The sequence below is a fragment of the Enterobacter sp. DC4 genome, from assembly GCF_000568095.1.
GTDB lineage: Bacteria > Pseudomonadota > Gammaproteobacteria > Enterobacterales > Enterobacteriaceae > Enterobacter > Enterobacter pseudoroggenkampii.
Window position 1 is genome coordinate 153,242 of the sequence record NZ_AZUB01000008.1, and the last position, 24,726, is coordinate 177,967.

Consider the following 24,726-nt stretch of genomic DNA (forward strand, 5'->3'; position numbering starts at 1 on the left):
CAAAGGGAAGCGGGTTTATCAGAGGGTCGTTATGACGTTATCGAGGCGATCCATGGGTACCGGGCGAGAGAGATAGTAGCCTTGCGCCGCCGCTGCGGGAGAGTTTTGCACATCACGCCACTCTTCCAGTGTTTCCACACCTTCAACAATCACGCCCTGGCAATAGCGGTTCATCAGCTGTAATAACAGCGTAAACAGATTCCGCCCTTCCGGGGTCTGACGCAGCATAATGAACAGATCGCGGGCCACTTTAATGTAGTCGTAGCGCACTTCACTCAGGGCGGAGAAGTTCGCCATGCCGGTGCCAAAGTCATCCAGCCACAGCGGGCCGTATTCGCATATCGAAGCAAACGAGGAGTCCTGCGGCAAACGGACATGCTCCACCAGCTCAAAGCGCATCCACGGCAGGGTGGCGATCAGCTCCTGCAATTTCGCGTTCTGGCGCAGCGCCAGCAGGGTTGGGCCATCGACGTTCACCGAGGCGAGGATATCGTGCTGTTCGAAAAAGGCGTGCTTCGTTGCCAGCATGCGAAGTTGCTCTTCCAGCACGTCCAGACGCTGGCGAACGGCAACTTCGGCAAAATAGCGATCCGGCGCGATGCGCTGAGTAGGGTTTGAGGGGTGCGTAACGACGGTCAAAATTTCGATGGCCATCAGTCGACCATCTGTTCGGTAGATCGGCTGATAGGTATACGCACGCTCACATTGCAGCCAGTAGCGATGCTCCTGCAAGTTCTCAATACTTGCCTCAGGCGTAGTGCTCAGCCGCTGGATAACCTGCTCTGACTTCATTTCAGATGTCCTGTTGTTGGGATAGCCTTTCTGGACTCGTCACAGGATTATCGGCGCGACAATTGAGAACTTTATGTTCAATTCACCCGGAAAATGAAATTAAGATGACAGAAATGCGCGGGAACACGCGCTGGCTCAAAAAAAATAATGGAACGTTGTTTTAATATAGTTGACCGGTTAATTCACTCAGCACACACTGCTGATAATTCTTCTGTTCAGGTTCACGACTATGTCCAAAAAAATTGCCGTGATTGGCGAATGCATGATTGAGCTGTCACAAAAAGGCGCGGAAGTCAGCCGCGGATTTGGTGGCGATACGTTAAACACATCCGTTTATATTGCCCGTCAGGTCGCGCCTGAGGCGCTCACCGTGAACTACGTTACCGCCCTGGGTACGGACAGCTTCAGCCAGCAAATGCTGGAGGCCTGGCAGAGTGAACATGTTGAAACGTCGCTGATTCAGCGTATGGAAAATCGCCTCCCGGGGCTTTATTACATCGAAACCGACAGTACAGGCGAACGCACGTTTTATTACTGGCGTAACGAAGCCGCAGCCAAATTCTGGCTGGAGAGCGACGCGGCCGCGGCCATCTGCGAAGAGCTGGCGACTTTTGACTATCTCTATCTGAGCGGCATTAGCCTGGCGATTTTAAGCCCCGCCAGCCGAGACAAGCTGCTCTCGCTGCTGCGCGAATGCCGTGCCAACGGCGGTAAGGTTATTTTCGATAACAACTACCGCCCGCGCCTGTGGGCCAGCCGCGAAGAGACGCAGCAGGTCTATCAGCAGATGCTGCAGTGCACCGACATCGCCTTCCTGACGCTCGACGATGAAGACGCCCTGTGGGGTGAAAAACCGGTAGAGGACGTAATTGCGCGCACGCAGGCGGCAGGCGTGAGCGAAGTGGTGATTAAGCGCGGTGCGGATTCGTGCCTGGTCGCGGTGGCGGGTGAAGCGCTGGTTGACGTTCCGGCAGTGACGCTTGCCAAAGAGAAAGTGATTGATACCACGGCGGCGGGTGATTCATTCAGCGCGGGCTATCTGGCGGTACGCCTGACGGGTGGAACGCCGGAAGCGGCGGCACAGCGTGGGCACCTGACGGCCAGCACGGTGGTTCAGTATCGCGGGGCGATTATTCCGCGCGAGGCGATGCCTGTTTAAGTAGGGTGCGGGCTGATGCCCTCACCCTAACCCTCTCCCACAGGGAGAGGGAATGTTAGCATTACTGCCCTTGCGGGATATCCGTCGCGTCCGGATGTAAATCATCCGCCGTGGCGGCCTGCGCTGGCTGCGGCGCGGTAGCCATAATGGCATCCCAGGTCGTCTGAAGTTCCTTCATGTCATATTCCGGCTCGCCCTTCGGTTGCAGAAGGATCAACGCCATCTCCTGCGACAGTTGCTGACGGAGGTCCTGATTGAGCATATCGACGGTCAGACCGTTCAGGAAGTCCTGACGAAGCTTCTGATACTGTTCCGGCGCAATGTCCACCACCTGATTCTGCAGGGAACGAATACGCTGGCTGATCAGAATGTCGGTATCGGCGCGAGCGTAGGTCGCAAACAGCTTCTGCAGCTCGAGTTTTTTCTGCGCCACGAGAGCGTTGAATTCCTCTTCGGAAAGCCCCTCTTTACGCACTTTTGCCAGCTCTTTCGCGACCACACCCAGATTGGCATTTAGCTTATCGCCCGGTGATTCAACGTTGATGGCACATTGTGCACGCTGGAACAGCACGCGGCAGTCAAAGCCAAGACCAATATTCTTCACGTTGTTCTTACTCAGCGTCTGCTGGACGTGCCAGAACAGCGCTTCACGTGCCAGATCGGCACGCCAGTAGCGTAACATCGCCGCAGATTCACGGATGGGCTGCCAGGCGTTATCCCACATGACGGAGAGGCGATCCTGACGCACGGTGTCCGTCATAATGCTGACAGGCTCTGCACGCAGCGGAGAGAGCGTCGGGACAGGGGCTGGCGTTTCACGCTTGCCTTTCAGATCGCCAAACGCTTTGTTGATCTGCTCCACCACCGCGCGGCTGTCCACGTTACCCACCACGATCAGCGTCATCGCGTCCGGGGTGTACCACTTCTGGTAGAACGATTTCACCTGTTCGGCGTCCACCGGCTGTTTCAGCGGTTCGGCCGGGTCATGTCCCAGTAACGTTGAGCCCTTCAGGCGGTAACGCCACCAGCCCTCTTTGGTATCCCCAGGCCAGGTTGCCACCATGTCGCTGTTACTCAACGCATAGTTGACGGTGTCCGGCGTGATCGCCAGATTGCCAGAGGCATCGGAGAGATACGTGAGCGCTTCTTTAAGCAAGTCGTTACGGTTGTTTGGCAGGCTCAGGTTAAACATGGTGTAGTCATACGAGACAACAGCCGGGGGAAGTGGGCGTTTCGGATCGATGGCCTGCTGCCAGAGTGAACGCACCTGAACCGCTTGCAGGCTGCCGCTCTGCGTGAGCGCCAGCCGGGGAATAAAGTGGCTGAAACCGGTTTGCTGGGTGCTTTCCGTGAGGGAACCGGTATTAACAGACAGACGGATTTCAATACGATCGCTGGGACGTTGCGGCGTGGCTAAGACCTGCCATTGAAAACCGTTCGCTAATGTCCCTTGTTGCCAGGCCGGGTCTGGCTGGAGCGCATCTGCCTGCACATAACTGGCTGCTGCCATCATCAGCAAACCGCCGGTTAAGAGTCGAATTTTTGTGCCCTGCATGTGAACCCCTGATCAACATTCCTGGTTAAAAAAGAGTGCCTCGCGACGCGCTTCACTCTTAAAGATGACGATGAAAACACGTCGATTAGACCGCGCGTTCGGCAAAACGTCACGGTCCGAAGTGAAATATACCCAAAAAAAATCTTGTCGAATTATGACAGGTATGAACAGTTATTATGCGCAGGAGCCCGCATCCCCACAAGGGAATACGGGCATTTGTGACAAGTTTAAGAGGATAAGCCAGGATTTTTGCTGTCAGTTGAACGATTATTCAGAGTATCGTCGAGCTTTTTGTGATCCAGCTCTTTCACCCATTTCGCCACCACCACCGTTGCCACGCCGTTACCCACCAGGTTGGTTAACGCACGGGCCTCAGACATGAAGCGGTCAATACCCAGAATCAACGCCAGACCCGCCACCGGCAGGTGACCCACAGCAGAAATGGTGGCTGCCAGCACGATAAAGCCGCTGCCCGTTACGCCTGCCGCGCCTTTAGAGGAGAGCAGTAGCACCACCAGCAGGGTAATCTGATGGAAAATATCCATATGGCTGTTGGTCGCCTGAGCGATAAATACGGCCGCCATCGTCAGGTATATCGAGGTGCCGTCCAGGTTGAAGGAGTAGCCCGTCGGGATCACCAGCCCGACCACCGATTTACGACACCCGAGTTTCTCCATCTTGTCGAGCATACGCGGCAGCGCCGATTCTGAAGAGGAGGTCCCCAGAACAATCAGCAGTTCTTCACGAATGTAACGGATAAATTTGAAGATGTTGAAACCTGTCGCGCGGGCGATGGAGCCCAGCACCACCACCACGAAAAGGATACAGGTAATATAGAAGCAGATAATCAGCTGACCCAGCTGCACCAGCGTGCCGACGCCATATTTACCGATGGTGAAGGCCATCGCACCGAAGGCACCGATGGGTGCCAGGCGCATGATCATATTGATGATGCCGAAAATGACCTGCGAGAAGCTTTCGATCACATTAAAGATAAGCTGGCCTTTGCTGCCCAGACGGTGCAAGGCAAAACCAAACAACACGGCGAACAGCAGAACCTGGAGGATGTTTCCGCTGGCGAACGCGCCAATGACGCTGCCAGGGATGACGTCCAGCAGGAAGGCCACCACCCCCTGATCCTTCGCCTGCTCGGCATACACCGCGACCGCTTTGGCATCCAGCGTTGAGGGGTCTACGTTCATCCCCGCGCCTGGCTGCACCACGTTGACGATGATCAGACCAATAATCAGCGCCAGGGTACTGACCACTTCGAAATAAAGAAGCGCCACTGCACCGGTACGACCGACCGCCTTCATGCTTTCCATGCCAGCGATGCCCGTGACTACCGTACAGAAGATCACCGGCGCGATGACCATTTTGATGAGCTTAACGAACGCGTCGCCAAGCGGTTTCATTTGCGCGCCCAGTTCAGGGTAATAGTGACCCAGCAGAATACCGATGGCGATGGCTGTCAGGACCTGGAAATAAAGACTTTTGAAGAGTGAGGTTTTCATAAGGTGTCCTTGGGAAGAAAAACCACAGGCTTTGTAAGGTTATGGTTAACCTGCGGCTTTAAAATAACACCCACATAACAGGACAGAAATAAACTCAGTTCAAATTTGAAACACAAATGTTAAGAACTTTGAGCTGGCTCGCACAAGCCAGCAACAAAGTTACACTTTTGCGGGGTCGTCAGCACCAGAAAGGTATCGTTGTTCAAAGACATCCGAAGGAACAGCAGGGGCAAAAAGGAAGCCTTGCCCGCTCTCCACACCCGCCTCTGCCAGCCAGGCGCGTTGCGCGTCGGTTTCAATCCCCTCGGCAATAAGGTGCAGGTTGAGACTGCGCGCCATCTGGATAATCGCCTGCACCATGCTGCTGTCGTCCGGCAGACCGTCGACAAACGCTTTGTCAATTTTGAGCACATCTACCGGAAGGGTTTTCATGTGCTGAAGCTGGCGCAGCCCGGCGTATCCCATGCCAAAATCGTCCAGTGCAATGCGAATACCGGCATTACGCAGCGGCTTCAGGATCGCGACCGCCTCATTGGGGTCGTCAATACGTCGGCTCTCCGTCACTTCCAGGGTCAACGTATCTGGCTTGATGCGGTAACGATGGATCAGCTCAAGCATCTCTGAAACCATGGTCGGGTGCATAAGCTGCAGGGCAGACAAGTTGACCGACAGCGGCAGCGTCACGCCGCGCTCCTGCCAGGCCGCAAGCTGACGGCAGGACTCCTCCAGCACCCAGTAGCCGACGGTAACCATCAGGCCGCAGGACTCAATGCGCTCAATCAGCCCTTCCGGCAGTTCCCATGAACCATCCGGCTGCTGCAGACGCAGCAGAGCCTCGGCGCTTTTCACTTCTCCCGTCAGCAAATTCACCTGCGGCTGTAGCCAGAGGGCAAACTGGCGGTTATCCAGGGCGGTCAGGATGTCGCTTTCTTCCGTCAGGCGCTGCTGCGCCTTTTCCATCTGCTCCGGGTCGAAGAACTGGATCTGATTTTTCCCTTTGCGCCGGGCAGTAAACGCCGCCGAGAAGGCGCGACGATAAAGCTGTTCCGCCGTTAAATCACCGTAGTACATGGCGATACCGATGCTGGCGCTCGGGCGAAGCTGGATACCCTGAATGGGCAATCGCTCATTAATGACAGTAAGTACTTGCTGACCTAATGTGATTGCATGCCAGGGCTCTTTTACGCCATTGGCAATCACCACCAGATCGTAACCGCTGACCTGGGTCAGCACCATGCGCGGGGCAAGGACAGATTTGATCTTTTCCACCAGGGTGAGCAGCAGCATTTCGCGCTGGCTCTCCTTGAGCACGCCAGCCGTGTCCTGCAGCGTTTCACAGGCGATAACCATCAGCGCCGTGGTTTGCTGGCGCTCAACGGTTTGCTCCAGCATCGCCATCAGGAAGGCTTTATTGGGAAGCTCCGACACCGGGAAGCGCGTGGCGCTGCTGTTTAACTCATCCTGCTGACGCTGGATGCGCTGCTGGTTGAGGTTGTAGCTGCGCACCAGCATACCTATTTCATCGTCATGGTGCAGACGCGGTAGCTCAAGCTGATGCCCCATCTGATCCTGCGGCGCAAGCGTATTCAGCTCGCGGGCGATACGGCGCAGCGGATGAACAATCAGCCGGTTAATACACCAGGTGAGCGCCACGCTGAGAATAAGCGTCATAAGTAAGCAAGTGGTCACTAACGTAACCACCCAGCTCATGACGAATTTATACATGCGGTAGGAGTCCGCCTGTAATACCAGGTAGGCCAGCGGCTGCGGGTTGGCAGGGCGTTCGAGTGAATAAACGGGCAGCGAAATTTGCACCGGCAGTTCAAACAGGCGCATCACCATCATCGGGACGGGACGCTCCGGGATAAAGCTCATCCGCAGCGCCTGAAACTGGTTAGGCAAGACGACGTCGGCGCGGCTAACGACGCCGGCAGGCTGAATGCGTTTTAAAATGGTTTCCGCTTCGGGAATATCCCCTTTCAGAATCGAGGCGGAGAGCGGGCCGCGCACCGAGCGGGCAATACTTTCTAACTGCGAAGCCGTGTTATAGCGATTCTGCTGTACGGAATGAAACAGCAGAATTACGCAGAAAAGCAGGACAAACAGCATGGTGACGGCAGAAACCATCGCCATCTGTTTGATTGTTAAGGAACGGCTGACACGCAAAATGACTCTCCACAAAACTCGAAGCGCAGGGCGCGCCAGGGTGTAAACCTGGCGCGCCTGAGTATACCCGATTGCCGCGCTATTAAGAGAGACTTACAAATGGATTAAGGAAAATCCGATTACCAGTCCGCGTAAGGGACAAGCGGCTGCGGCGGTAAGTCCATATCGCCCTGCCAGCCTGCAGCAGAGTAGCGCACATAGATCAGCGCGTGGCTTGGGGTATAGTCTTTCGCTTCCTGAATATCCACGCCCATGCCCACAAACCAGTTGGACGTGACGCGGCGTTCGATAATGGCCCGCGCGGTATAACCCGTGCCTGAGGAGCTGCTGCCGGTTTCCATCGCGCCCCGGTCGGTATAGCGGTCTGGCTCATCGGTCGGGATCAGATTCTGAATCGGGTAGCGCAGCTCGTCTTTGGTTTTGGAGTGAGACCAGGACACCGAGCCACCCAGCTCCCAGGACCAGTTCTCCGTGCGTTTACGCCAGGTCACCGGCAGCGCAAAGGAGACATACTCCTGCGGGCTGTAGTAGCCGCCCTGACCCAGGGTATAACCGCTCAGGTCTTTGTCGTAGTGCCAGAGCATGTTGGAGACGCCGACCGTCAGGCGCTCATTGTTTTTATTAATGAGCTTGTAGTAGTAACCCGTCATCCAGCGGACGCGCCAGTTATCCTCCACATTTTTACCCGTCAGCGTTTCCGCGTTCAGGCTGGACCAGACGCCGTTCGCTTCTCCTTTGTCATAGCTCACGCTCACGCCGCCACCGGTGGCACGTACGCCGCCCCAGGTGGTGCCGGTGTTGGTATCTTTTTGTCCGGCAAAGGCCAGCAGAGAGCTGGAGATTGGGCGGCGATGGGCGTTAACGGTATAGCCGACAGGCCCCAGGTCGCTGCTATAGCTGATGCCGCCCACCACGTCGACGACGTCAAAGCCCATTGGGGTGGTACCAATATCCATCGCCCAGGTTTTATTCTGCCAGCCGACGGCAACGCTTGCGCCATTGTCGGACTGATGGGTATTGCCGCTACACGGTGTTTCGTAGCAGGTCCCCCATTTAGGATCGTAAGTCCCGTTATTGTTATCAAATGAACCGGCGTCCATGTTGACCAGATCGCTTCTGAAGAACATACGCCCGTCAGAGAGCGGGGCATCCACCTGTAGCATGGTGGTATGCGCTTTCAAGTCGGAATAGCCGCCCGTGCCGCTGGAGCCCCAGTAGTCGTGCTGCAGCGTGACGTTAACATCCTGCTGACGATACAGGTCACCGGCATCACTGCGCACGCCGCGCTTCAGCCAGTCGTCCTTTTCATCGTTACGCGTCAGACGAGTGAAGCTGTCGTTGTCGGTCGGACGGGTCGTCGTGATGCCGGACGACACCATCGCATCTTTATAGGTTTCCAGCGCCTGCTGAGGCTGGCCGTTCTGCGCCTGGAAACGCGCGGCATCACGCAGCACCAGCGCGTTTTCCATGGAGCCGGGCTGCGATTTAGCCTGCGGAATGATTTTGTTGAAGGTCTGTTCTGCGGCAGCGGAATCGCCCAGGCCTGCCTGCGCCATCGCGATGCGGCGCTGCATATTGAGCGACAGCGGCTGGCCGTTTTGCGCGGCGGGCAGTTTCGCCAGCTCTGCGCGCGCGGCATCTTTGTTACCCTGCGCGCTGTAAATCTCGGTCAGGCCGAGGATTGCGTCTTCGTTCTGCGGTTCACGCTGCAGGACGGCATTGTACGTCGTTTTCGCCGAGTCCAGATCGCCACGCTGCTGTGCCCAGTCCGCCAGCGTGAGGTCGATACGGGTGGAGGTCGGCTGCTGGCGAAGAAGATTCTCTGCATCCTGCTCTTTGCCGCTGTCGCGCAGACGGTTGGCGGTTTCCAGCACCTGGTTGCTTTGCAGGCGATCGGCAAGTTCCTGAATATTGCCGTTCCACTGACTGCGCGGCAGCGTGTCCAGATGCGCCAGCGCGGCGCGGTCCTGATCGTTTCCGGAAAGATAGAGCCCGTTGGCGTACACCTGATCCGGATCGGACGGTTTCTGGCTGGCAAGCTGACGCATCAGGGTATCCGCCTGGCTGCGCTGACCCGCGCTGTAGAGATCGCGCGAAAGACGATAGGTTATCCACACATCGCCGGGAGAGAGCGCCAGACGACGACGCTGGATCTCTGCCGCCTGAGCGTATTTCCCCTGATTTTCCAGCTGTTCGGCCTGAGTGGAGAGCTGCTCGTTGGTCAGGCTACGTTCAATATCGTCTATGCTCCGGCGCTGGCTGGCGGAGAGAGACTGGATAAACTGCGAAGCCTTCTCCGGCGACTGCGCGCGGTAAATATTGGCCAGCCCGCGAACCGCATTGCTGTTGCCGCTGTCCATACGCAGCGCCTGGCGATAATAACGTTCCGCCGCGTCGTTATCTTTACGCGCCACGGCGGCGTCGCCCAGCCCCAGCACGGCATAGCTGTCGGCATTGTCGATACCGCGTGCCTGCTGATAGTAACGCTCCGCCTGCGCCGGGTTATTCGCCTTCAGCGCCGCGTCACCCTGCTGAATCAGCAGCCAGTAACGGTTAACCTTCAGAAGACTGTCCCATTTACCCCGGTTATCGCTCTGGGGATCGAGGGCAATCGCCTTTTCAAACTGTGCCACCGCGCGGGCGCGGTCGCCCTTCTGGGAATACGCCTGTCCAAGGGCGCCCACCGCCTCACTGTCGGCATGGTTGGCGCTGACGGCTTTTTGCAGCTCCGCCACCGCCTTACTCCCCTGCCCGGCATCCACCGCCGCCAGCCCTTCCGCTTTCGCGCGGAACGCCGGGTCAGCGAGCTGTTTTTGCTGCGCTTCAAGCTGGGCACGCGCCGCCGCGACGCTATCCCCGTCGCTGAATACGCTCAGGTATTTTTGCAGCGCGCTGACGCTGGCGCTGCTGGCAGGCTGACCTTTGATTTGGTCATACCACATATCAGACGCCTGGTTACGGCCATTGGTGGATTTGGCCATCTCCTGCAATATCGCAAAGCCTTCATCACGGCGTCCGCTCTGGAACAAAAGCTGGGACAGCGTCGCCTGCAGCTGCGTATTTCCGGGGCTGCTGCTGTTTATTTTCTTGAGCTGGTTAATGGCTGCATTTCGGCGAGCAGGGTCTTTCGCCACGACGTTCCAGTATTCCGTGGCCACGTCGCCGCCCGGCGGGTTGCCGTCAAACAGCTTGTCATAGGCGGCAATCGCCTCCTGCGTGTGTCCCGTGGTGGCGAGTAATCGCGCCTGCTGGAGCTGCTGGCGGCCATCCGGGGTAGAAAGCAGCATCGTGTTGCGTGATGACTGGTACGCACTCGAGCCCGGCGCGATCCCTTTCAGACGATCCAGCTCTTTTTGCGCACCGGCGTTATCGCCCTGGCGCAGCAGGTAGCGAAAGCGTGCGGCAATGACGTCAGGGTTGTTCGGGTCAATCAGCTCTAGACGATAAAGCGACTGACGAACCAAATCCTCACGCTGTGTCGATTCGCCCAGCCGAACCTGTTCCAGCAGCTGTTTCTGCTGCGGAGAGTTGGCGGCTTCAGCCAGCGGCATCAGTGCCAGGCCAAGCGATAAAGTGAGTAAATTTACTGTGAACTTGCGCATTCCTGGCCCCAATCCGGTATTAATTCACCTTTTGCGGTGAAGCGAAAACGATGCTGATCCCATCCTTGCCCAAAGAGAGTCAGCACGTAGCTGTAATAGGCATTGTTATCGGGAAAATGGTCCGCAACGCGCTGGCGCTGAACCGCCTGGGCATCACGCTGTTGTAAAAACGGCAGCATGGCGGCAGAGAACCCGACCGGACCATTCCCGGTGCGTTTCCCCGTCGCCACATCCACTTTCTCCGGCGGCACACCCCGTTTCATGGTCTTTGCCGCCATCGGCTGGAAGCGCGTCAGCAGCCGGGCTTTCTGAGGATCGTTGTCACTCATCATACCCACCCAGAGATACACGCGGATGGCGTCGTAGCCGCCCACCAGCGATTTATCCTGCTGTAACCGCCAGCCTTTGTTTTTCTGATACTGCACCCAGTCCGGCGAAAAGCCTTTCGGCGCACTCTCCAGCAGCAGGCGCAGATTGGTTTCACGAAGCTGGGTCCACGGGGAACCAAAGCGCGTGAAATAACTCGCTAACTGCGGAGGAAGATAACTGGGGTTAAAGCGCCAGACCTGTTCATCGGCAAAACCGACTTTACCGGGAAGCAGCATTGCGCCGAGCCCCGGCACTTTCACCACTTCCTCGCTGACAATGCGTTTCAGCAACGCTTTACCCGTGCGGGTATAGTCCGGATGTTTCCACAGCCGACCCGCTTCGAGCAGTGACCAGGCGATCCAGACATCGGCGTCAGAGGCGGAGTTGGTATCAATCACCGCCCACGTTTCTTTATCCTTCTGACCCCATAGCCAGGCAGGCAGATGGTCGTTGAGATCGCCGCTGGCAAGATTATCGCGCGTCCACGTCAGCAGCTGGTCAAACGCGTTGCGATCGTTCGCCGCCAGGGCAAAGAACAGGGCGTAGCTTTGCCCTTCCGAGGTCGTTATTTTGCGCGTGTCACTGGGATCAATGACACGCCCGCCCTCACTGATGTAGTCCTTTTTAAACTGCTCCCAGGCAGGCCAGGTACAGGCGGCGCGAAGAGGAAGCGCCGCCAGCATCACCGCTGCTAATGCACACCAGCGAAAGGCTTTCATTACATCTTACTCATCCGGGTTCAGACGACGACGGCTGATGATACGCAGCAGACGCCACAGCACCCATGCCAGCAAGACCACGCTGACCGCAGCCAGGATGGCGAGCAGCACCGGATGGTTGGCCAGCGCATACCACAGGCGTTCAAACCACGGCAGATGGCCCACGTAGTACACATCGCCCACGCGCAGGCTATTGACGCCGGACTCACGGATCACCGACACGGAACCAAACATCGCGGCACGTTTACCGCTGTCGTTCATGGCCGTATTGAGGAGCTCATACCCGCGCGGGCTGTCCGCAAGGAGAGCCACCACGCTGCGCTGTTCGTTGTATGGGGACTGGAAGCCCACCACCGCGGCCATCGCCCCCTGAGACGTTACCGTCGTCTGCGCGCTGGCCTGACGGTCGTTCACATCCGGCATAATGCTCGGGAACTCGGTCTGGCGCAGCGGCGTGTTAACCCAGGACTGGGCCGCTTTCACCAGCAGATCGATACGCTTGTCATCCTTTAGCTTATCCGGAATGGTACCGATCACCATGATGTCAGCGTCTTTGTTCTGAATCTGGCTGCCATCGTCCGTCAACGTGACGTTAATCGCCGGTAATCCTGTTTGTCCCCCAACGGTCGCCATGGTGTCCAGCAGAGTCGTGACCTGCCCTTCGTTTGGCGCTTTTGGCATCACCACAATGGACTCAGAGAGATCGGCCATGCGGCTGAACGGGAAGCCCGCGTTAGCAAACGCGCGCAGGTCAGGCATCGCCAGGAAGTGATAGTACTTCGAGAAGTCGATGGTCGATTCATCGCCAATCACCACGTGGTTCTGAACCGGCTGGAAGGTGATGCAGTTTTCCGCCGAGCCGCCAGGCATCGGGTTCATGTACTGGAAGTCAAAGCGCAGCTGGTTTATCGCACCCAGCTTCAGTGCCGGAATGGAAACATCCGTTTTACCGTCCAGCAGCCCCTGCAGCACCGGCAGGCGAAGCATCAGGCGGTTAGTATCCTGCGTGCTTTGCAGGCTGAAGGATTGCAGGAACTGGTTGTTGAGGCTGATATCCATGCGCGAGCTGTCTTTGGTGGCTGGCGCGGTATAGCGGTAGTTCAGATTGATATCAATGCCGTTGGTACGTAGCAGGTACAGATCCGGCGGCAGATTCAGCGACAGGCTAATCGGCGCTGGCTCAAGCCCCGTCGCCTGCAGCTGTTCTTCATAGGTTTTCAGCTCGCCAAAGGTTACCGCACGGTCGGTACGCACCCAGTTTGGCGCATCATACGGTTTACGCGCCAGCAGCGGCTTGACCTCATCTATCACCACGCTGTTGCCGCGGAACAGGACGTTGCCCTGGGCAATCGCTTTTGCTGCCTGCACCAGATCTTTATCATCACGACCAAAGACCACCAGCAGCTTCACGTACGGGTTTTCCGGATGGCTTATCATCTCAACGGTCGGCGCTTTGACGTCCGGATGATCGCGCAGGAAGGCCGGGCGTTTCGCGTTGGTCGCAAACACAATGGCATTTCTGTCCGGCAGCTTGTCATACATCGCCGGGAAGCTCTGGCCGCGCCAGCCCGCGCGTGAACCAAACCAGGACGCCACGATGGTGGCCGCCAGCTGCTCGGTCACGTCCGGGGAAGAGGCAAACACCATCGGCAACGTGAGCGGACGGTTATCACGCGGATCGAAGAACGGAACCGGGAAGGCTGAGAGATCGTTTTTCAACGCCAGCGACTGGTAGGTCAGCTGCAGCGAGGAGTTACGTCCGACGTCCATCCACAGCGTGTTGCTGGCCGGGTTTTCGCAGACATCGCGGTAGTGACCGACAAATTCCAGACGGATACGGTTGAAGTCGGTGATGAACAGCGGGTTAATCGGCACCTGAGCCTGGGTTTTCTTGCCCAGCTGCTCTTTGGTGACCGGCAGAACGTCCATCAGCTCATCATTCAGATAGACCTTCAGCTGAGACTGGGTCGGCAGCAGCGACGGTGACGGGGTGTACTCAAGGTTCAGCACCGCATTAGAGACGACCTCATCGCTGCGCATGCCAAATTCAATGCCGCCGTTAGGGTTGATACCGCGCAGCACCATGCTGCCCGGAGGCGGCGCAATTTGCGCGAAGGTCAGCTTCACGTCCCGTGACGGCGCATTGTCCGCGACGACGGGCGCATTCGCCCCCCGGACGCCCGGCATCACCTGTCCGATGACCTGACCGTCTGCCGGCAGGGTGTTCCCCTCCGTTGGCTGGTTCGGCATGATGTTTTCTGTTTGACCCGGTGCCGCGGTGACAACCGGATCGGTTGCTTGCGCGACGACAGGTACCGTTGGCGCAGGCGTTGCCGCTGCATTACCAGGAGCGGCGTTAGCCATTGTTGCGGGGAGGACATTCATCCCCATTGCCACTGCACATAACCAGGAAAGTTTTGTTTTCATCGCGTTATCATCATTGTTGAGCCATAACCGGGTCCGCCTGCTTCGCCTCATCCCGCTCAGGACGACGAGGAATGAACGACACGACCCAGGAAACCAGCGAAGTAAGTGACCGGAAAATTAATTTCACCGACGACGGGGCAAATTCTGCAAGGTGACGATAGCCACGGAACCCCAGCTTCAGAATATCCAGCAGGCTTTCCAGTGGTTTATCTTCCGGGAAGCTGTCCTGCCAGAGAGCCCACGTATCCGCGCGGGCAAACGTACATTGCACAAAATCGATATGCTGCTTTTTGGTCAACGGCATGAGCTGCAGACCGACTTCATTGCCCGCCACGCGAACAACCTGCGTCGGGAAGACATACTCCTGCTGACCGCGCTTAAGCAGCAGGTTAACTTTCTGCCCTTCCAGCACCTTCGCCTGGCCGTTGATTTTGATCCCCAGACCGCCGTCAGAGAAGTCGTGCACGGTACAGGAGAAGAGATGGCCATCTTCACGGGCGATCGCCGCAGGCATGCAGATTTCAACGCGATGCGCGCGACGAACCTGCTTGCTTTCCACCGATACCGCCACCGCGCCGCCGAGGATAATCAGGTTGTAGAAGACCCAGGCCATACTCACGAAGACGGTCAGGATTTCGTTTTCCGGGCCGTAGAAGTAACGCCAGATACCGGCGATGACGCCAACGATATTCAGCAGTACCAGGAAGATATACGGACGGGAGATCACCCAGTCGACGTACTCCTCTTCCACCAGGCCGCCTTTCGCGGTGACGTTGAATTTCCCTTTGTGCGGGTTAATCAGCGCCACCATTGTCGGCGGTGCGATGTACCAGGCCAGCACCGTTTCGTAGATTTCACTCCAGAACGAGTGGCGGTATTTACCCTGTATCTTCGAGTTCGTCAGGCTCGCGTGGATCATGTGCGGCAGAACAAACAGCGCAATCATCAGTGCCGGGGCGTAGATGATATAAGCGTGAAGGAGCAGGAACGCCAGCGGCGCGGTCAGGAAGATCAGCCGCGGAATACCGGATAAGAAGTGGAACATGGCGTTGACGTAGCAAAGACGCTGCGCCAGCTTGAGCCCTTTCCCGATCAGGGGGTTATCGAGACGGAAAATCTGCACCATCCCGCGCGCCCAGCGAATACGCTGGCCAATGTGCGCCGACAGTGACTCCGTTGCCAGACCGGCAGCCTGCGGAATGCGCATATAGGCTGAGGTATAGCCACGACGGTGCAGGCGCAGCGAGGTATGCGCATCTTCGGTGACCGTTTCGACGGCGATACCACCAATTTCATCCAGCGGTTTACGGCGGATAACCGCACAGGAGCCGCAGAAGAAGGTGGCATCCCACATATCGTTTCCGTCCTGCACCAGGCCATAGAACAGCGTGCCTTCGTTCGGGGTTTTACGGAAACGGCCAAGGTTACGTTCAAACGGGTCCGGCGAGAAGAAGTGGTGCGGCGTCTGCATCATCGCCAGCTCTTTCTCCTTCAGGAACCAGCCCATAGTCATCTGCAGGAACGAGCGCGTCGGCACGTGGTCGCAGTCAAAGATCGAGACAAACTCCCCGGTGGCATACTTCAACGCGTTGTTGATGTTCCCGGCTTTAGCATGTTCGTGCGTCGGACGGGCGATGTACTCGACGCCGACCTCCTCTGCGAACTGGCGGAACGCCGGACGGTTGCCGTCATCCAGAATCCAGACCTTGAGCTTATCTTTCGGCCAGTCGATGCCCAGCGCGGCATAGATGGTGTTCTTCACCACGCTCAGGTCTTCGTTGTAGGTCGGCACGAAGAGATCGACGGTTGGCCACTGGGTGGTGTCCTTTGGCAGCGGAACCGGCTGGCGGTTGAGCGGCCAAATCACCTGGAAATAGCCCAGCACCAGCACAATCCAGGCATAGGTTTCAGCAAACAGCAGCACCAGGCCGCACACCAGACTCACCGGATCGTCCCAGTTCAGCGTCGAGGTATAACGCCACCAGATGTAGCGACAGGAGACGGTCAACGACAACACAATCAGCATCAGCGCCGAGAAGCGGCCCGGAATACGGCGGACCAGCAGCGCCACGCCCCACAGCAGGATCAGGAAGGTGAACTGCGCCAGAGGGTTGAAAGGCTGCGTAATACAGACCAGCGCCAGAATGAGCGAGAACACGACGATTACGCCGAGGATAAAACGCCGCAAGCCCGGGTGGAGATGCCCGAGCTCTTTATGGTTATCCAGATGGCTGGTCTTATCGCTGACGCTGTTGGGCAGTTTATCCAGCCACTGGTGGTAGCGTTCACGTAGCTGCTGCACGCGGGAGAAACTGCGCCAGTGCGGCGTTTTTGTCTCCGCGCGGGATGAGGTCGCCACCAGCCAGATGGCCTGAATGAGATAACGCGCCGGATCCAGTGGACGCGGACGGTCAGGATTAATGTGCGGATACAATTCACTGTGCCGGGCACGTATGCGCTGCCAGCGCGGGTGTTCGAGTGGAATAAACATCCAGGCCAGAATCATCCAGAAACAGCCGAGCGCGGCGCTGAATGCCGACGCGCCGTGACGGCGAAAATGCCGGTAATGTTCGCTCAAACGCGAACTGACCGGTGGGATGAGTAACCAGCTGGCGAGACGACTCATACATCACTCCCTGCATGCTCCGCCCTGTTGGCGAAGTTCAGCAGACACCAGTTAGCCAGCGTCAGGATCTCTTCTGCCGCCAGTGAATCGCTGCGGTATTCGCCGAGCGGTTGCTTCGACGCAAGGCATTCCGCCATGCCCTCATCACGATGGATGACAATGGGAAGCAGGCGGCGCTGGCTCTGCAGCCAGACCTGATACAGATCGTCCTGGATCTGACTGCCAATGCGCAAATCGTTAATCAGGAGATGGCCATTTTGAGGTAGCCCCTGCTGATGCAGGCGGATATGGCAGTTCGCATCGACGTTGACGATCGAGAGCACATGATCGCACTGGGCAATAAGCTGTCGGGTCAGCGTGCCGGCGCCGTGCGGCAGATCCAGCAGGATCCACTTGTAGTGCCCCTTTTCTTTCAGGGTCTGCAGCGCCAGCGTGAACTGCGAAAACAGACGCTGATACGCGGCTTCATTCTCGCGCTCCGTGGTGGTCAGTTGACCAAACGGCAGCAGATCGAGCTGGGAGGTATAGCGCATCCCTGCATCCTGCCAGTCTTTATCGTCGAGCAGCGCCCGGGCCCAGCCCTCTTCGCGAGTAAAATCGACGTTAAACGACATACGCAGCAAATTATCGGCGCAGGCGTCAATAACCAGCACCGATTCACCTAAAAGCTGTAATGACCACGCCAGCGCCGCGGTAACAGATGTGGTACCCACACCGCCACGGACACCCTGTAATCCGAGTATGGCCATCAATGGCTCCCTTAATGTTGATGGGCGAATTCAGCTAATAACGGCCAGCGTTTAATAGCCGCGGCCAACTGTTCCCGCTGGGAAATATCGGTGTAATCTATTTCAGGTAAAGAAAAGGCCTGCGTCAGCGCCAGAAAATCGTTTTGGAATGTGTAACCCAGGGTCGAATCGACTGGGGTTCCGGGTTCGTTATTATCCATTCTTTTTCCATCCCTTTGAGGAAAATCGCACGCTAAAGAAGTTGCGGGGCTTCCTGCCCTGACAAATTTCATTTACATGCTAAATCTGATGTTCTTTAATTTCAATGTTAGGTTTATTTCTACGCTTTCGCTAGTAAACTGAGATACAGATAAATTAGACGAAAAGAGGGACACCGTGGACTCCATATTTTCTATTGGCATCCAGTCATTATGGGACGAATTGAGCCACATGCCAGTCGGAGGAGTCTGGTGGATTAATACGGACCGAAATGAAGATGCTATCAGTCTGGTAAACCAGACAATTGCTGCCCAGGATAAGGATTCCCGCGTGGCCGTCATTAGCATGGGCGAAGATCCGAAGAAAATTATCACGCTGGAAAACGATTGCGGGCCTCAGACTGTGCGATTATTTTCCATGACATCGGATGCCGATAGTCTATACTTTTTGTCCCGCGACGTTCAGTGCACTATTGATCCGGATCACTATTTAGTGATCCTTAAATGCGCAAATAACGTCCTGCAAAATATCCCTTCTGAAAAACTGCTGCCGTGGCTGGAAAAAATCAATAAATGGGCAAAATTTCAAAATTGCACGCTATTGATAGTCAATCCCGGCAGTAATAATGACAAGCTATTCTCACTTTTAATGGGTGAATATCGCTCCCTGTTCGGTCTGGCAAGCGTTCGTGACCAGGCGGGAAGCTATCTCTACGATATTGCATTCTGGTGTAATGAAAAAGGCGTGAGCGCCAGGCAACAACTTACGCTGAAACAAATCGAGGGTAAGTGGCACCTGGCACAGCAGGAAGAAACCGTGGTGCAACCGCGCAGTGATGAAAAACGCATTCTGAGCCATATCGCGGTTTTAGAGGGAGCACCTGCCCTGTCGGAAAACTGGTCACTGTTTGAATCTAACGAAGCCCTCTTCCATGAAGCGCGCACAACCCAGGCGGCAACGATTATTTTCTCGCTGATGCAGAATAACCAGATTGAGACGCTGGCGAGGCAAATCCACACCTTACGCCGCCAGCGCGGCAGTGCGTTAAAAATCATCGTACGCGAAAACAATACCAGCCTGCGCGCTACCGATGAGCGTCTGCTTCTGGGTTGCGGCGCCAATATGGTTATCCCCTGGAACGCGCCGCTGTCACGCTGCCTGACGCTTATCGAAAGCGTTCAGGGTCAGCAGTTTAGCCGCCATGTACCGGAAGACATTTCTACGCTGCTCTCCATGACGCAGCCGATGAAGCTGCGCGGTTACCAAAAATGGGATACCTTCTGCGACGCCGTCGGCAACATGATGAGCAATACGCTTCTTCCTGCAGACGGAAAAGGGGTTATGGTTGCCCTGCGCCCTGTTCCGGGTATCCGTGTTGAACAGGCGCTTACCTTATGCCGCCCAAACCGTACAGGGGACATCATGACCATTGGCGACAATCGCCTGGTGCTGTTTTTGTCCTTCTGCCGGGTAAACGATCTCGATACGGCGCTTAACCACATCTTCCCTCTGCCTACCGGGGATATTTTCTCGAACCGTATGATTTGGTTCGAAGATAATACGATCAGTGCGGAGCTGGTGCAGATGCGTGCGCTCCAGCCTGAACAATGGGTTAAGCCACTCGCTATCAAGAGCGATGCCAAACCGATCCTCAATGCCAGACATGATGGACACGTCTGGCGTCGGGTGCCGGAACCCCTTCGCTTATTAACAGACAACGCGGAGAACGCATCATCATGAATATCAGCGATATTATTCAACTGGTTATATTCTGTGCGCTGATCTTTTTCCCGCTTGGCTACTATGCGCGTCATTCCATACGCCGTATCCGTGATACGGCCAGAGTGCTGTTTATAAAACCTCGCTACGTAAAACCAGCCGGAACACTGACACGGGCATCACACGTCAAGGCAGACCGAAAACATGACTAATTCTACCTATACCGCTTCGTCACCCTCGCCGCTCTGGCAATACTGGCGCGGCCTTTCCGGCTGGAACTTCTACTTTCTGGTGAAGTTTGGTCTGCTTTGGGCAGGCTATCTGAATTTCCATCCTCTACTCAACCTCGTGTTTATGGCCTTCCTGCTGATGCCGCTGCCAAATATCAGGCTGCATCGCTTACGTCACTGGGTTGCCATCCCCGTCGGCTTTGCGCTGTTCTGGCATGATACCTGGCTACCGGGGCCGGACAGCATTATGAGCCAGGGGTCCCAGGTGGCGGGCTTTAGCGCCAGCTATGTCCTCGATCTGACCGAGCGGTTTATTAACTGGCAGATGATAGGCGCGGTATTTGTGCTGCTGGTTGCCTGGCTGTTCCTGTCACAGTGGATCCGCGTCACGGTGTTTGTCGTCGCGATTATGATCTGGCTTAACGTGCTGACCCTGGCTGGGCCAAACTTTTCGCTGTGGCCTGCCGGTCAACCGACCACCACGGTGACCACCACCGGGGGAAGCGCGGCGGCCACCGTCACCACGGCAGGCGATACGCCAGTGGTGGGTGATATCCCAACCCAGACAGCACCGCCGACCTCAACCAACCTGAACGCCTGGCTCTCCAGTTTCTATACCGCGGAAGACAAGCGACAGACGAAATTCCCGGATGCGCTGCCGGCGGATGCTCAGCCGTTTGAACTGCTGGTGATCAACATCTGCTCTCTCTCCTGGGCAGACGTGGACGCTGCAGGTTTGATGTCTCATCCGCTGTGGTCACATTTCGACATTCAGTTTAAAGATTTCAACTCTGCCACCTCTTACAGCGGCCCGGCGGCGATCCGCCTGCTGCGTGCAAGCTGCGGTCAGACATCGCATAAAAACTTGTATCAACCCGCCGGCAACCAGTGTTATCTGTTCGATAACCTCGCCAAGCTGGGCTTTACGCAGCACCTGATGCTGGGACATAACGGCCAGTTCGGTAACTTCCTGAAAGAGGTGCGCGAACAGGGTGGCATGCAGTCACCGCTGATGGACCAAACCGGTCTTCCTGTCTCTCTGCTGGGCTTCGACGGCTCGCCCGTCTATGACGATACCGCCGTCCTGCAACGCTGGCTGCAGACCATCGAAAAAGACAGTAATCCACGCAGCGCGACGTTCTTTAATACCCTGCCGCTCCATGACGGCAACCATTTCCCGGGCGTGAGCAAAACGGCAGATTATAAAGTGCGTGCGCAGAAGTTCTTCGACGAGCTGGACGCGTTCTTCACGGAGCTGGAAAAATCAGGCCGTAAAGTGATGGTGGTTGTGGTGCCTGAGCACGGTGGTGCGCTGAAAGGTGACAGAATGCAGGTGTCAGGTCTGCGTGATATCCCAAGCCCGTCGATTACCAACGTACCTGCAGGCATTAAATTCTTTGGTATGAAGGCACCGCATCAGGGCGCACCAATAGAGATTACGCAGCCAACCAGCTATCTGGCAATCTCAGAACTGGTTGCCCGCGCCGTTGACGGGAAACTCTTTGTGGAAGATAGCGTGAACTGGGACCAGCTCACCAGCAAACTGCCACAAACGGCAGAAGTCTCGGAGAACGCCAACGCGGTAGTGATTCAGTATCAGAACAAACCGTACGTTCGCCTGAACGGCGGGGATTGGGTACCGTATCCACAGTAACTGATTTACCCCTCTCCCCATCGGGGAGAGGGGATAGTCGGTGCGTTATTATTGCGCTGAAATCCACACCAGCATTTTCAGACTTGCCGAATAGTAGTCGTCCTTAGACGTGATTTCGGGTTCTCCGGAAGACTGTCCCATCGTTAAATCCCTAACCGCCAGCAGACCACCTTCCATCATGTAGGGCGCATATTCGTTAGTCGTCACGTCAACCCAGGCGGGCGTTTGTTCCCGGGAGAACTGACCGAACCAGGCCTTCCACGGTGTCAGTAGAGGGCTTTGTTTATCAGACCAGGCAACGTACAGCGGAATACGAATCGCGTCATAGCTCATTCGCGGCGGCCAGCCTTTAGCGGGAGCCAGCTTGCCACCTGATGTCAGTGAAACCCAGTCAGTGGGCAAGTTCGCTTTACCCGAGCCCATTTTCCCCAGCAGGCGTTCCCCGTCCTTAATCAAATCGCGCCAGACCGGCAAATGACTGCGTCCGGCGAAGGTCTGCCAGGCCGGAAACACAAAATAGGAAGGATTAAGAACCACTTCACCGTCAAGCTTAAATCCCTGGACGCCGGGCAGCATCACGCGGTAACCCGCATAGCGGATGACGCTATGGGCGACCAGCGCTTTTGTAATAGCATCCGATGCGGCGCTGTAGCGTTTGTCATGCCAGCGGGCATCGGCTTTAAGCAGCGCCCAGGCAATCAGCACATCGCCATCGGCAGCGTTGTTTTTGTCGGCGATCGGGTTGGACTCTGCGGGGTTATAGCGCCAGTAAAACAGTCCGTTCTCTTTGTTCTTCAGCTCACGGTTTGTCCATTGCCAGAGCTTATCGAACGTGGCTTTATCGTCGTTGGCCACTGCCATCAGCATGGCAAAGCCCTGACCTTCCGTATGCGACACGCCGCCATTGCCGGTATCGACAATGCGGCCTTCCGGTTTGAAAAAGCGCGCCTTGTAACTCTCCCAGGCCTGACCCGCCTGAGAGAGGGGTGAGAACAGCAGACTCATCATGACGGCCAGCGTCGCGCAGACGGGTTTTCGCATCATTCACTCCATCCGGTTATTCGGCACTCCGCAGGGAAATCTCACCGCCCATCCAGGGTTTGATCACGCCATCCTGTTCCAGAAGCAGCGCGCCCTGAGCGTCAATACCGCGGGAAGTCCCGTAGATCTCTTTATCACCGATCAGCAATTTCACCGGGCGGTTGATGAAGTTATCCAACTTTTCCCAACGAGACAGGAACGGTGCCAGCCCTTCCTGCTCAAAAAGCGTGAGCGAGCTGCGCAGCTCTTTAATCATACGTACGGCAAGGGTGTTACGATCGATGACGATCCCCGCCTCCTGGAGGTTAGTCCAGGCCTGATTCACCACATCATTTTGGACATTGCGCATCACCATATTGAGACCTGCGCCAATGACGATTTGCGCCGCATCGCCCGTTTTTCCCGTAAGTTCGACCAGAATCCCGGCAAGTTTACGATCGTTGAGGTAGAGGTCATTAGGCCATTTAACACGCACTTTATCCGCCCCCAGATCGTGCAGCACTTCCGCCATGACGATGCCGATGACCAGACTCAGGCCAATGGCAGCGGCCGGGCCCTGATCGAGTCGCCAGTACATGGACAGATAGAGGTTAGCGCCAAATGGCGAAAACCATTTGCGACCGCGACGGCCGCGACCAGCCTGTTGATATTCAGCAACGCAGGCATCGCCTGATTTTAGCTCAGGCAGACGATCCAGAAGGTACTGGTTCGTCGAATCAATCACCGGCAGCACCGCAACATTGCCGTGTCCAATCTGGCTGCGGATCGCTTCTTCATTCAGCAATTGAATCGGCTCCGGCAGGCTGTAGCCTTTTCCGGGAACCGTAAATACATCAACACCCCAGTCACGGAGCGTCTGGATATGCTTGTTAATGGCGGCGCGGCTCATGCCCAGCTGTTCACCCAGCTGCTCGCCGGAATGGAATTCACCATCCGCCAGGATACCAATCAGGGTTAACGGGACCGTATTGTCCTTCATGCGATAGTCTCCACAGCGTTGACTTCACCTGTGCGACCAATGAAGCGGACTTCTGGCTCCAGCCAGACGTTAAATTTTTCGCCGACACGCTGGCGAACGTAGTGAGCCAGCTGTACCACATCGTCGCTGGTCGCATCGCGCTGGTTAATCAGCACCAGGGCCTGCTGTTGGTGAACGGCTGCCCCGCCGACTGAAGTGCCTTTTAGCTGGCATTGATCGATAAGCCAGCCCGCGGCCAGCTTCACGCTGCCGTCCGCCTGAGGGTAATGTGGCGCCGCTGGCCATCCTTCAAGAAAGACTTTTGCATTTTCGCTGCTGATAACCGGGTTTTTGAAGAAACTTCCTGCATTTCCGTTTACTTTTGGATCGGGAAGCTTGGTCATCCGCATATGGCAAACCGAGTCAAAAACGTCGCGGGCGGTAACGGTCGCCGGATCGAGACGCGTTAAATCCCCGTAGGTCAACACCGGCTGCCAGTTCTTCGACAGGCGCAGGCCCACGGCGACAATCACGTAGCGATCCTGATATTCATGTTTGAAGATACTGTCACGATAGCCGAAACGGCACTGTTCTGCCGTTAAACGCTTAGCCGTTCCGGTCGCCAGTTCGATGCAGTCGACATATTCACAAACATGTTTCAGTTCGATGCCGTAGGCGCCGATGTTTTGAATAGGAGACGATCCGGCGCAGCCTGGAATAAGCGCAAGGTTTTCCAGTCCCGGCATCCCTTTTTCGAGGGTAAATTGCACCAGATGATGCCAGTTTTCTCCGGCACCCACGTGCACATGCCAGCTGTCGGCACGCTCTTCCACATCAATTCCCATGATGCGGTTAACGATCACCGTTCCCGCAAAATCATCGAGAAACAGGACATTACTTCCTTCGCCCAGAATCAGTACGGGTTCGTTATTTTCTGTCGCGTTTTGCCATGCATCCAGCAGTTGCTGTGCAGTATCGGCACGTACAATTTGATTAGCATTGCGTTGAATGCCAAAGGTATTCCAGGGCTTAAGGGAGTGGTTCATAGACGCTATCCTGATGCAAAAACGCAGGTAGTTTACCGTATAAGCAGGGTGATGGGGGATCAGTTTGTGCAGCGTATAAACGCAAAAAGGCCATCCTTTCGGATGGCCTCTTCACTTGTTTGATGCCTGGCAGTTCCCTACTCTCACATGGGGAGACCCCACACTACCATCGGCGCTACGGCGTTTCACTTCTGAGTTCGGC

17 protein-coding genes and 1 rRNA gene are annotated in these 24,726 nt (G+C 56.3%); 4 read left to right on the plus strand and 14 right to left on the minus strand.

The genetic code is table 11. The features are described 5' to 3' along the window. Window positions 1-18 precede the first annotated feature (18 nt). Window positions 19-792 carry a cyclic-guanylate-specific phosphodiesterase gene (gene pdeH, locus P349_RS04200; protein ID WP_024908833.1) on the minus strand — a complete coding sequence of 258 codons (774 nt, stop codon included), beginning with the start codon at window positions 790-792 and terminating at the stop codon, window positions 19-21. A 229-nt stretch (window positions 793-1,021) separates the two neighbouring features. Between pdeH and P349_RS04195 the strand changes: the two genes are divergently transcribed. Next, window positions 1,022-1,951 carry a sugar kinase gene (locus tag P349_RS04195; RefSeq protein ID WP_032648223.1) on the plus strand — a complete coding sequence of 310 codons (930 nt, stop codon included), beginning with the start codon at window positions 1,022-1,024 and terminating at the stop codon, window positions 1,949-1,951. 61 nt (window positions 1,952-2,012) lie between these two features. Here P349_RS04195 and P349_RS04190 read toward each other — a convergent pair whose 3' ends face one another. The 9 genes from P349_RS04190 to bcsR all read right to left on the minus strand — a co-directional run bounded on the left by P349_RS04190 (window position 2,013) and on the right by bcsR (window position 17,878). Next, entirely contained in the window at window positions 2,013-3,506 is a 1,494-nt protein-coding gene (locus tag P349_RS04190) for a M16 family metallopeptidase (RefSeq protein WP_024908831.1), read from the minus strand. Window positions 3,507-3,733: 227 nt separating this feature from the next. Continuing rightward, window positions 3,734-5,020, minus strand: a complete 1,287-nt coding sequence (locus tag P349_RS04185) for a dicarboxylate/amino acid:cation symporter (RefSeq protein WP_023333768.1) — start codon at window positions 5,018-5,020, stop codon at window positions 3,734-3,736. Between the two features lie 159 nt (window positions 5,021-5,179). After that, window positions 5,180-7,186: a biofilm formation regulator HmsP gene (gene hmsP, locus P349_RS04180; RefSeq protein WP_024908830.1), complete on the minus strand. Its 2,007-nt coding sequence runs from the start codon at window positions 7,184-7,186 to the stop codon at window positions 5,180-5,182. A gap of 119 nt (window positions 7,187-7,305) precedes the next feature. Continuing rightward, window positions 7,306-10,788 (minus strand): cellulose synthase complex outer membrane protein BcsC, encoded by a 3,483-nt coding sequence (gene bcsC, locus P349_RS04175; protein WP_032648221.1) that lies wholly within the window; start codon window positions 10,786-10,788, stop codon window positions 7,306-7,308. Continuing rightward, on the minus strand, window positions 10,770-11,876 hold the full coding sequence (bcsZ, locus tag P349_RS04170; RefSeq protein ID WP_032648219.1) for a cellulose synthase complex periplasmic endoglucanase BcsZ: 1,107 nt from the start codon (window positions 11,874-11,876) through the stop codon (window positions 10,770-10,772). The genes bcsC and bcsZ overlap by 19 nt, the downstream gene beginning before the upstream one ends. A 6-nt stretch (window positions 11,877-11,882) precedes the next feature. Beyond that, window positions 11,883-14,303 carry a cellulose biosynthesis cyclic di-GMP-binding regulatory protein BcsB gene (gene bcsB, locus P349_RS04165; RefSeq protein ID WP_024908827.1) on the minus strand — a complete coding sequence of 807 codons (2,421 nt, stop codon included), beginning with the start codon at window positions 14,301-14,303 and terminating at the stop codon, window positions 11,883-11,885. 10 nt (window positions 14,304-14,313) lie between these two features. After that, the gene (gene bcsA / locus P349_RS04160; protein WP_032648216.1) at window positions 14,314-16,929 is read right to left on the minus strand and encodes a UDP-forming cellulose synthase catalytic subunit; all 2,616 of its coding nucleotides are present in this window, start codon (window positions 16,927-16,929) and stop codon (window positions 14,314-14,316) included. Beyond that, window positions 16,926-17,678: a cellulose biosynthesis protein BcsQ gene (bcsQ, locus tag P349_RS04155; RefSeq protein ID WP_032648214.1), complete on the minus strand. Its 753-nt coding sequence runs from the start codon at window positions 17,676-17,678 to the stop codon at window positions 16,926-16,928. The genes bcsA and bcsQ overlap by 4 nt, the downstream gene beginning before the upstream one ends. Window positions 17,679-17,689: 11 nt before the next feature. Continuing rightward, on the minus strand, window positions 17,690-17,878 hold the full coding sequence (gene bcsR, locus P349_RS04150; RefSeq protein WP_024908824.1) for a cellulose biosynthesis protein BcsR: 189 nt from the start codon (window positions 17,876-17,878) through the stop codon (window positions 17,690-17,692). 175 nt (window positions 17,879-18,053) lie between these two features. On the opposite strand from bcsR, the gene bcsE reads away from it, so the two are divergent. From bcsE to bcsG, 3 genes are read left to right on the plus strand one after another with little or no spacing between them, the layout of a single operon-like run. Continuing rightward, window positions 18,054-19,616: a cellulose biosynthesis c-di-GMP-binding protein BcsE gene (bcsE, locus tag P349_RS04145; protein ID WP_032648212.1), complete on the plus strand. Its 1,563-nt coding sequence runs from the start codon at window positions 18,054-18,056 to the stop codon at window positions 19,614-19,616. Further along, entirely contained in the window at window positions 19,610-19,807 is a 198-nt protein-coding gene (gene bcsF / locus P349_RS04140) for a cellulose biosynthesis protein BcsF (RefSeq protein WP_024908822.1), read from the plus strand. Before bcsE ends, bcsF begins: the two co-directional genes overlap by 7 nt. Then, window positions 19,800-21,479, plus strand: coding sequence for a cellulose biosynthesis protein BcsG (gene bcsG, locus P349_RS04135; RefSeq protein ID WP_024908821.1), 1,680 nt, complete (start codon window positions 19,800-19,802; stop codon window positions 21,477-21,479). The genes bcsF and bcsG overlap by 8 nt, the downstream gene beginning before the upstream one ends. A gap of 48 nt (window positions 21,480-21,527) precedes the next feature. On the opposite strand, the gene P349_RS04130 is transcribed toward bcsG, so the two are convergent. The 4 genes from P349_RS04130 to rrf all read right to left on the minus strand — a co-directional run. After that, window positions 21,528-22,520: a glycosyl hydrolase family 8 gene (locus P349_RS04130; RefSeq protein ID WP_032648210.1), complete on the minus strand. Its 993-nt coding sequence runs from the start codon at window positions 22,518-22,520 to the stop codon at window positions 21,528-21,530. A gap of 16 nt (window positions 22,521-22,536) precedes the next feature. Beyond that, window positions 22,537-23,499 carry a bifunctional biotin--[acetyl-CoA-carboxylase] ligase/biotin operon repressor BirA gene (gene birA / locus P349_RS04125; protein ID WP_032648208.1) on the minus strand — a complete coding sequence of 321 codons (963 nt, stop codon included), beginning with the start codon at window positions 23,497-23,499 and terminating at the stop codon, window positions 22,537-22,539. Then, the gene (gene murB, locus P349_RS04120; protein ID WP_032648206.1) at window positions 23,496-24,524 is read right to left on the minus strand and encodes a UDP-N-acetylmuramate dehydrogenase; all 1,029 of its coding nucleotides are present in this window, start codon (window positions 24,522-24,524) and stop codon (window positions 23,496-23,498) included. Before murB ends, birA begins: the two co-directional genes overlap by 4 nt. A gap of 124 nt (window positions 24,525-24,648) precedes the next feature. Next, window positions 24,649-24,726 (minus strand): 5S ribosomal RNA (gene rrf, locus P349_RS27075); the annotation flags it as partial.

Bases quoted from the DNA above. Each gene is read 5' to 3' on its own strand.
- bcsA (WP_032648216.1), bottom strand. From the start codon at position 16,929: ATGAGTCGTCTCGCCAGCTGGTTACTCATCCCACCGGTCAGTTCGCGT.
- P349_RS04195 (WP_032648223.1), top strand. From the start codon at position 1,022: ATGTCCAAAAAAATTGCCGTGATTGGCGAATGCATGATTGAGCTGTCA.
- bcsZ (WP_032648219.1), bottom strand. From the start codon at position 11,876: ATGAAAGCCTTTCGCTGGTGTGCATTAGCAGCGGTGATGCTGGCGGCG.
- P349_RS04185 (WP_023333768.1), bottom strand. From the start codon at position 5,020: ATGAAAACCTCACTCTTCAAAAGTCTTTATTTCCAGGTCCTGACAGCC.
- murB (WP_032648206.1), bottom strand. From the start codon at position 24,524: ATGAACCACTCCCTTAAGCCCTGGAATACCTTTGGCATTCAACGCAAT.
- bcsB (WP_024908827.1), bottom strand. From the start codon at position 14,303: ATGAAAACAAAACTTTCCTGGTTATGTGCAGTGGCAATGGGGATGAAT.
- bcsC (WP_032648221.1), bottom strand. From the start codon at position 10,788: ATGCGCAAGTTCACAGTAAATTTACTCACTTTATCGCTTGGCCTGGCA.
- birA (WP_032648208.1), bottom strand. From the start codon at position 23,499: ATGAAGGACAATACGGTCCCGTTAACCCTGATTGGTATCCTGGCGGAT.
- P349_RS04190 (WP_024908831.1), bottom strand. From the start codon at position 3,506: ATGCAGGGCACAAAAATTCGACTCTTAACCGGCGGTTTGCTGATGATG.
- bcsG (WP_024908821.1), top strand. From the start codon at position 19,800: ATGACTAATTCTACCTATACCGCTTCGTCACCCTCGCCGCTCTGGCAA.
- bcsR (WP_024908824.1), bottom strand. From the start codon at position 17,878: ATGGATAATAACGAACCCGGAACCCCAGTCGATTCGACCCTGGGTTAC.
- P349_RS04130 (WP_032648210.1), bottom strand. From the start codon at position 22,520: ATGCGAAAACCCGTCTGCGCGACGCTGGCCGTCATGATGAGTCTGCTG.
- bcsQ (WP_032648214.1), bottom strand. From the start codon at position 17,678: ATGGCCATACTCGGATTACAGGGTGTCCGTGGCGGTGTGGGTACCACA.
- pdeH (WP_024908833.1), bottom strand. From the start codon at position 792: ATGAAGTCAGAGCAGGTTATCCAGCGGCTGAGCACTACGCCTGAGGCA.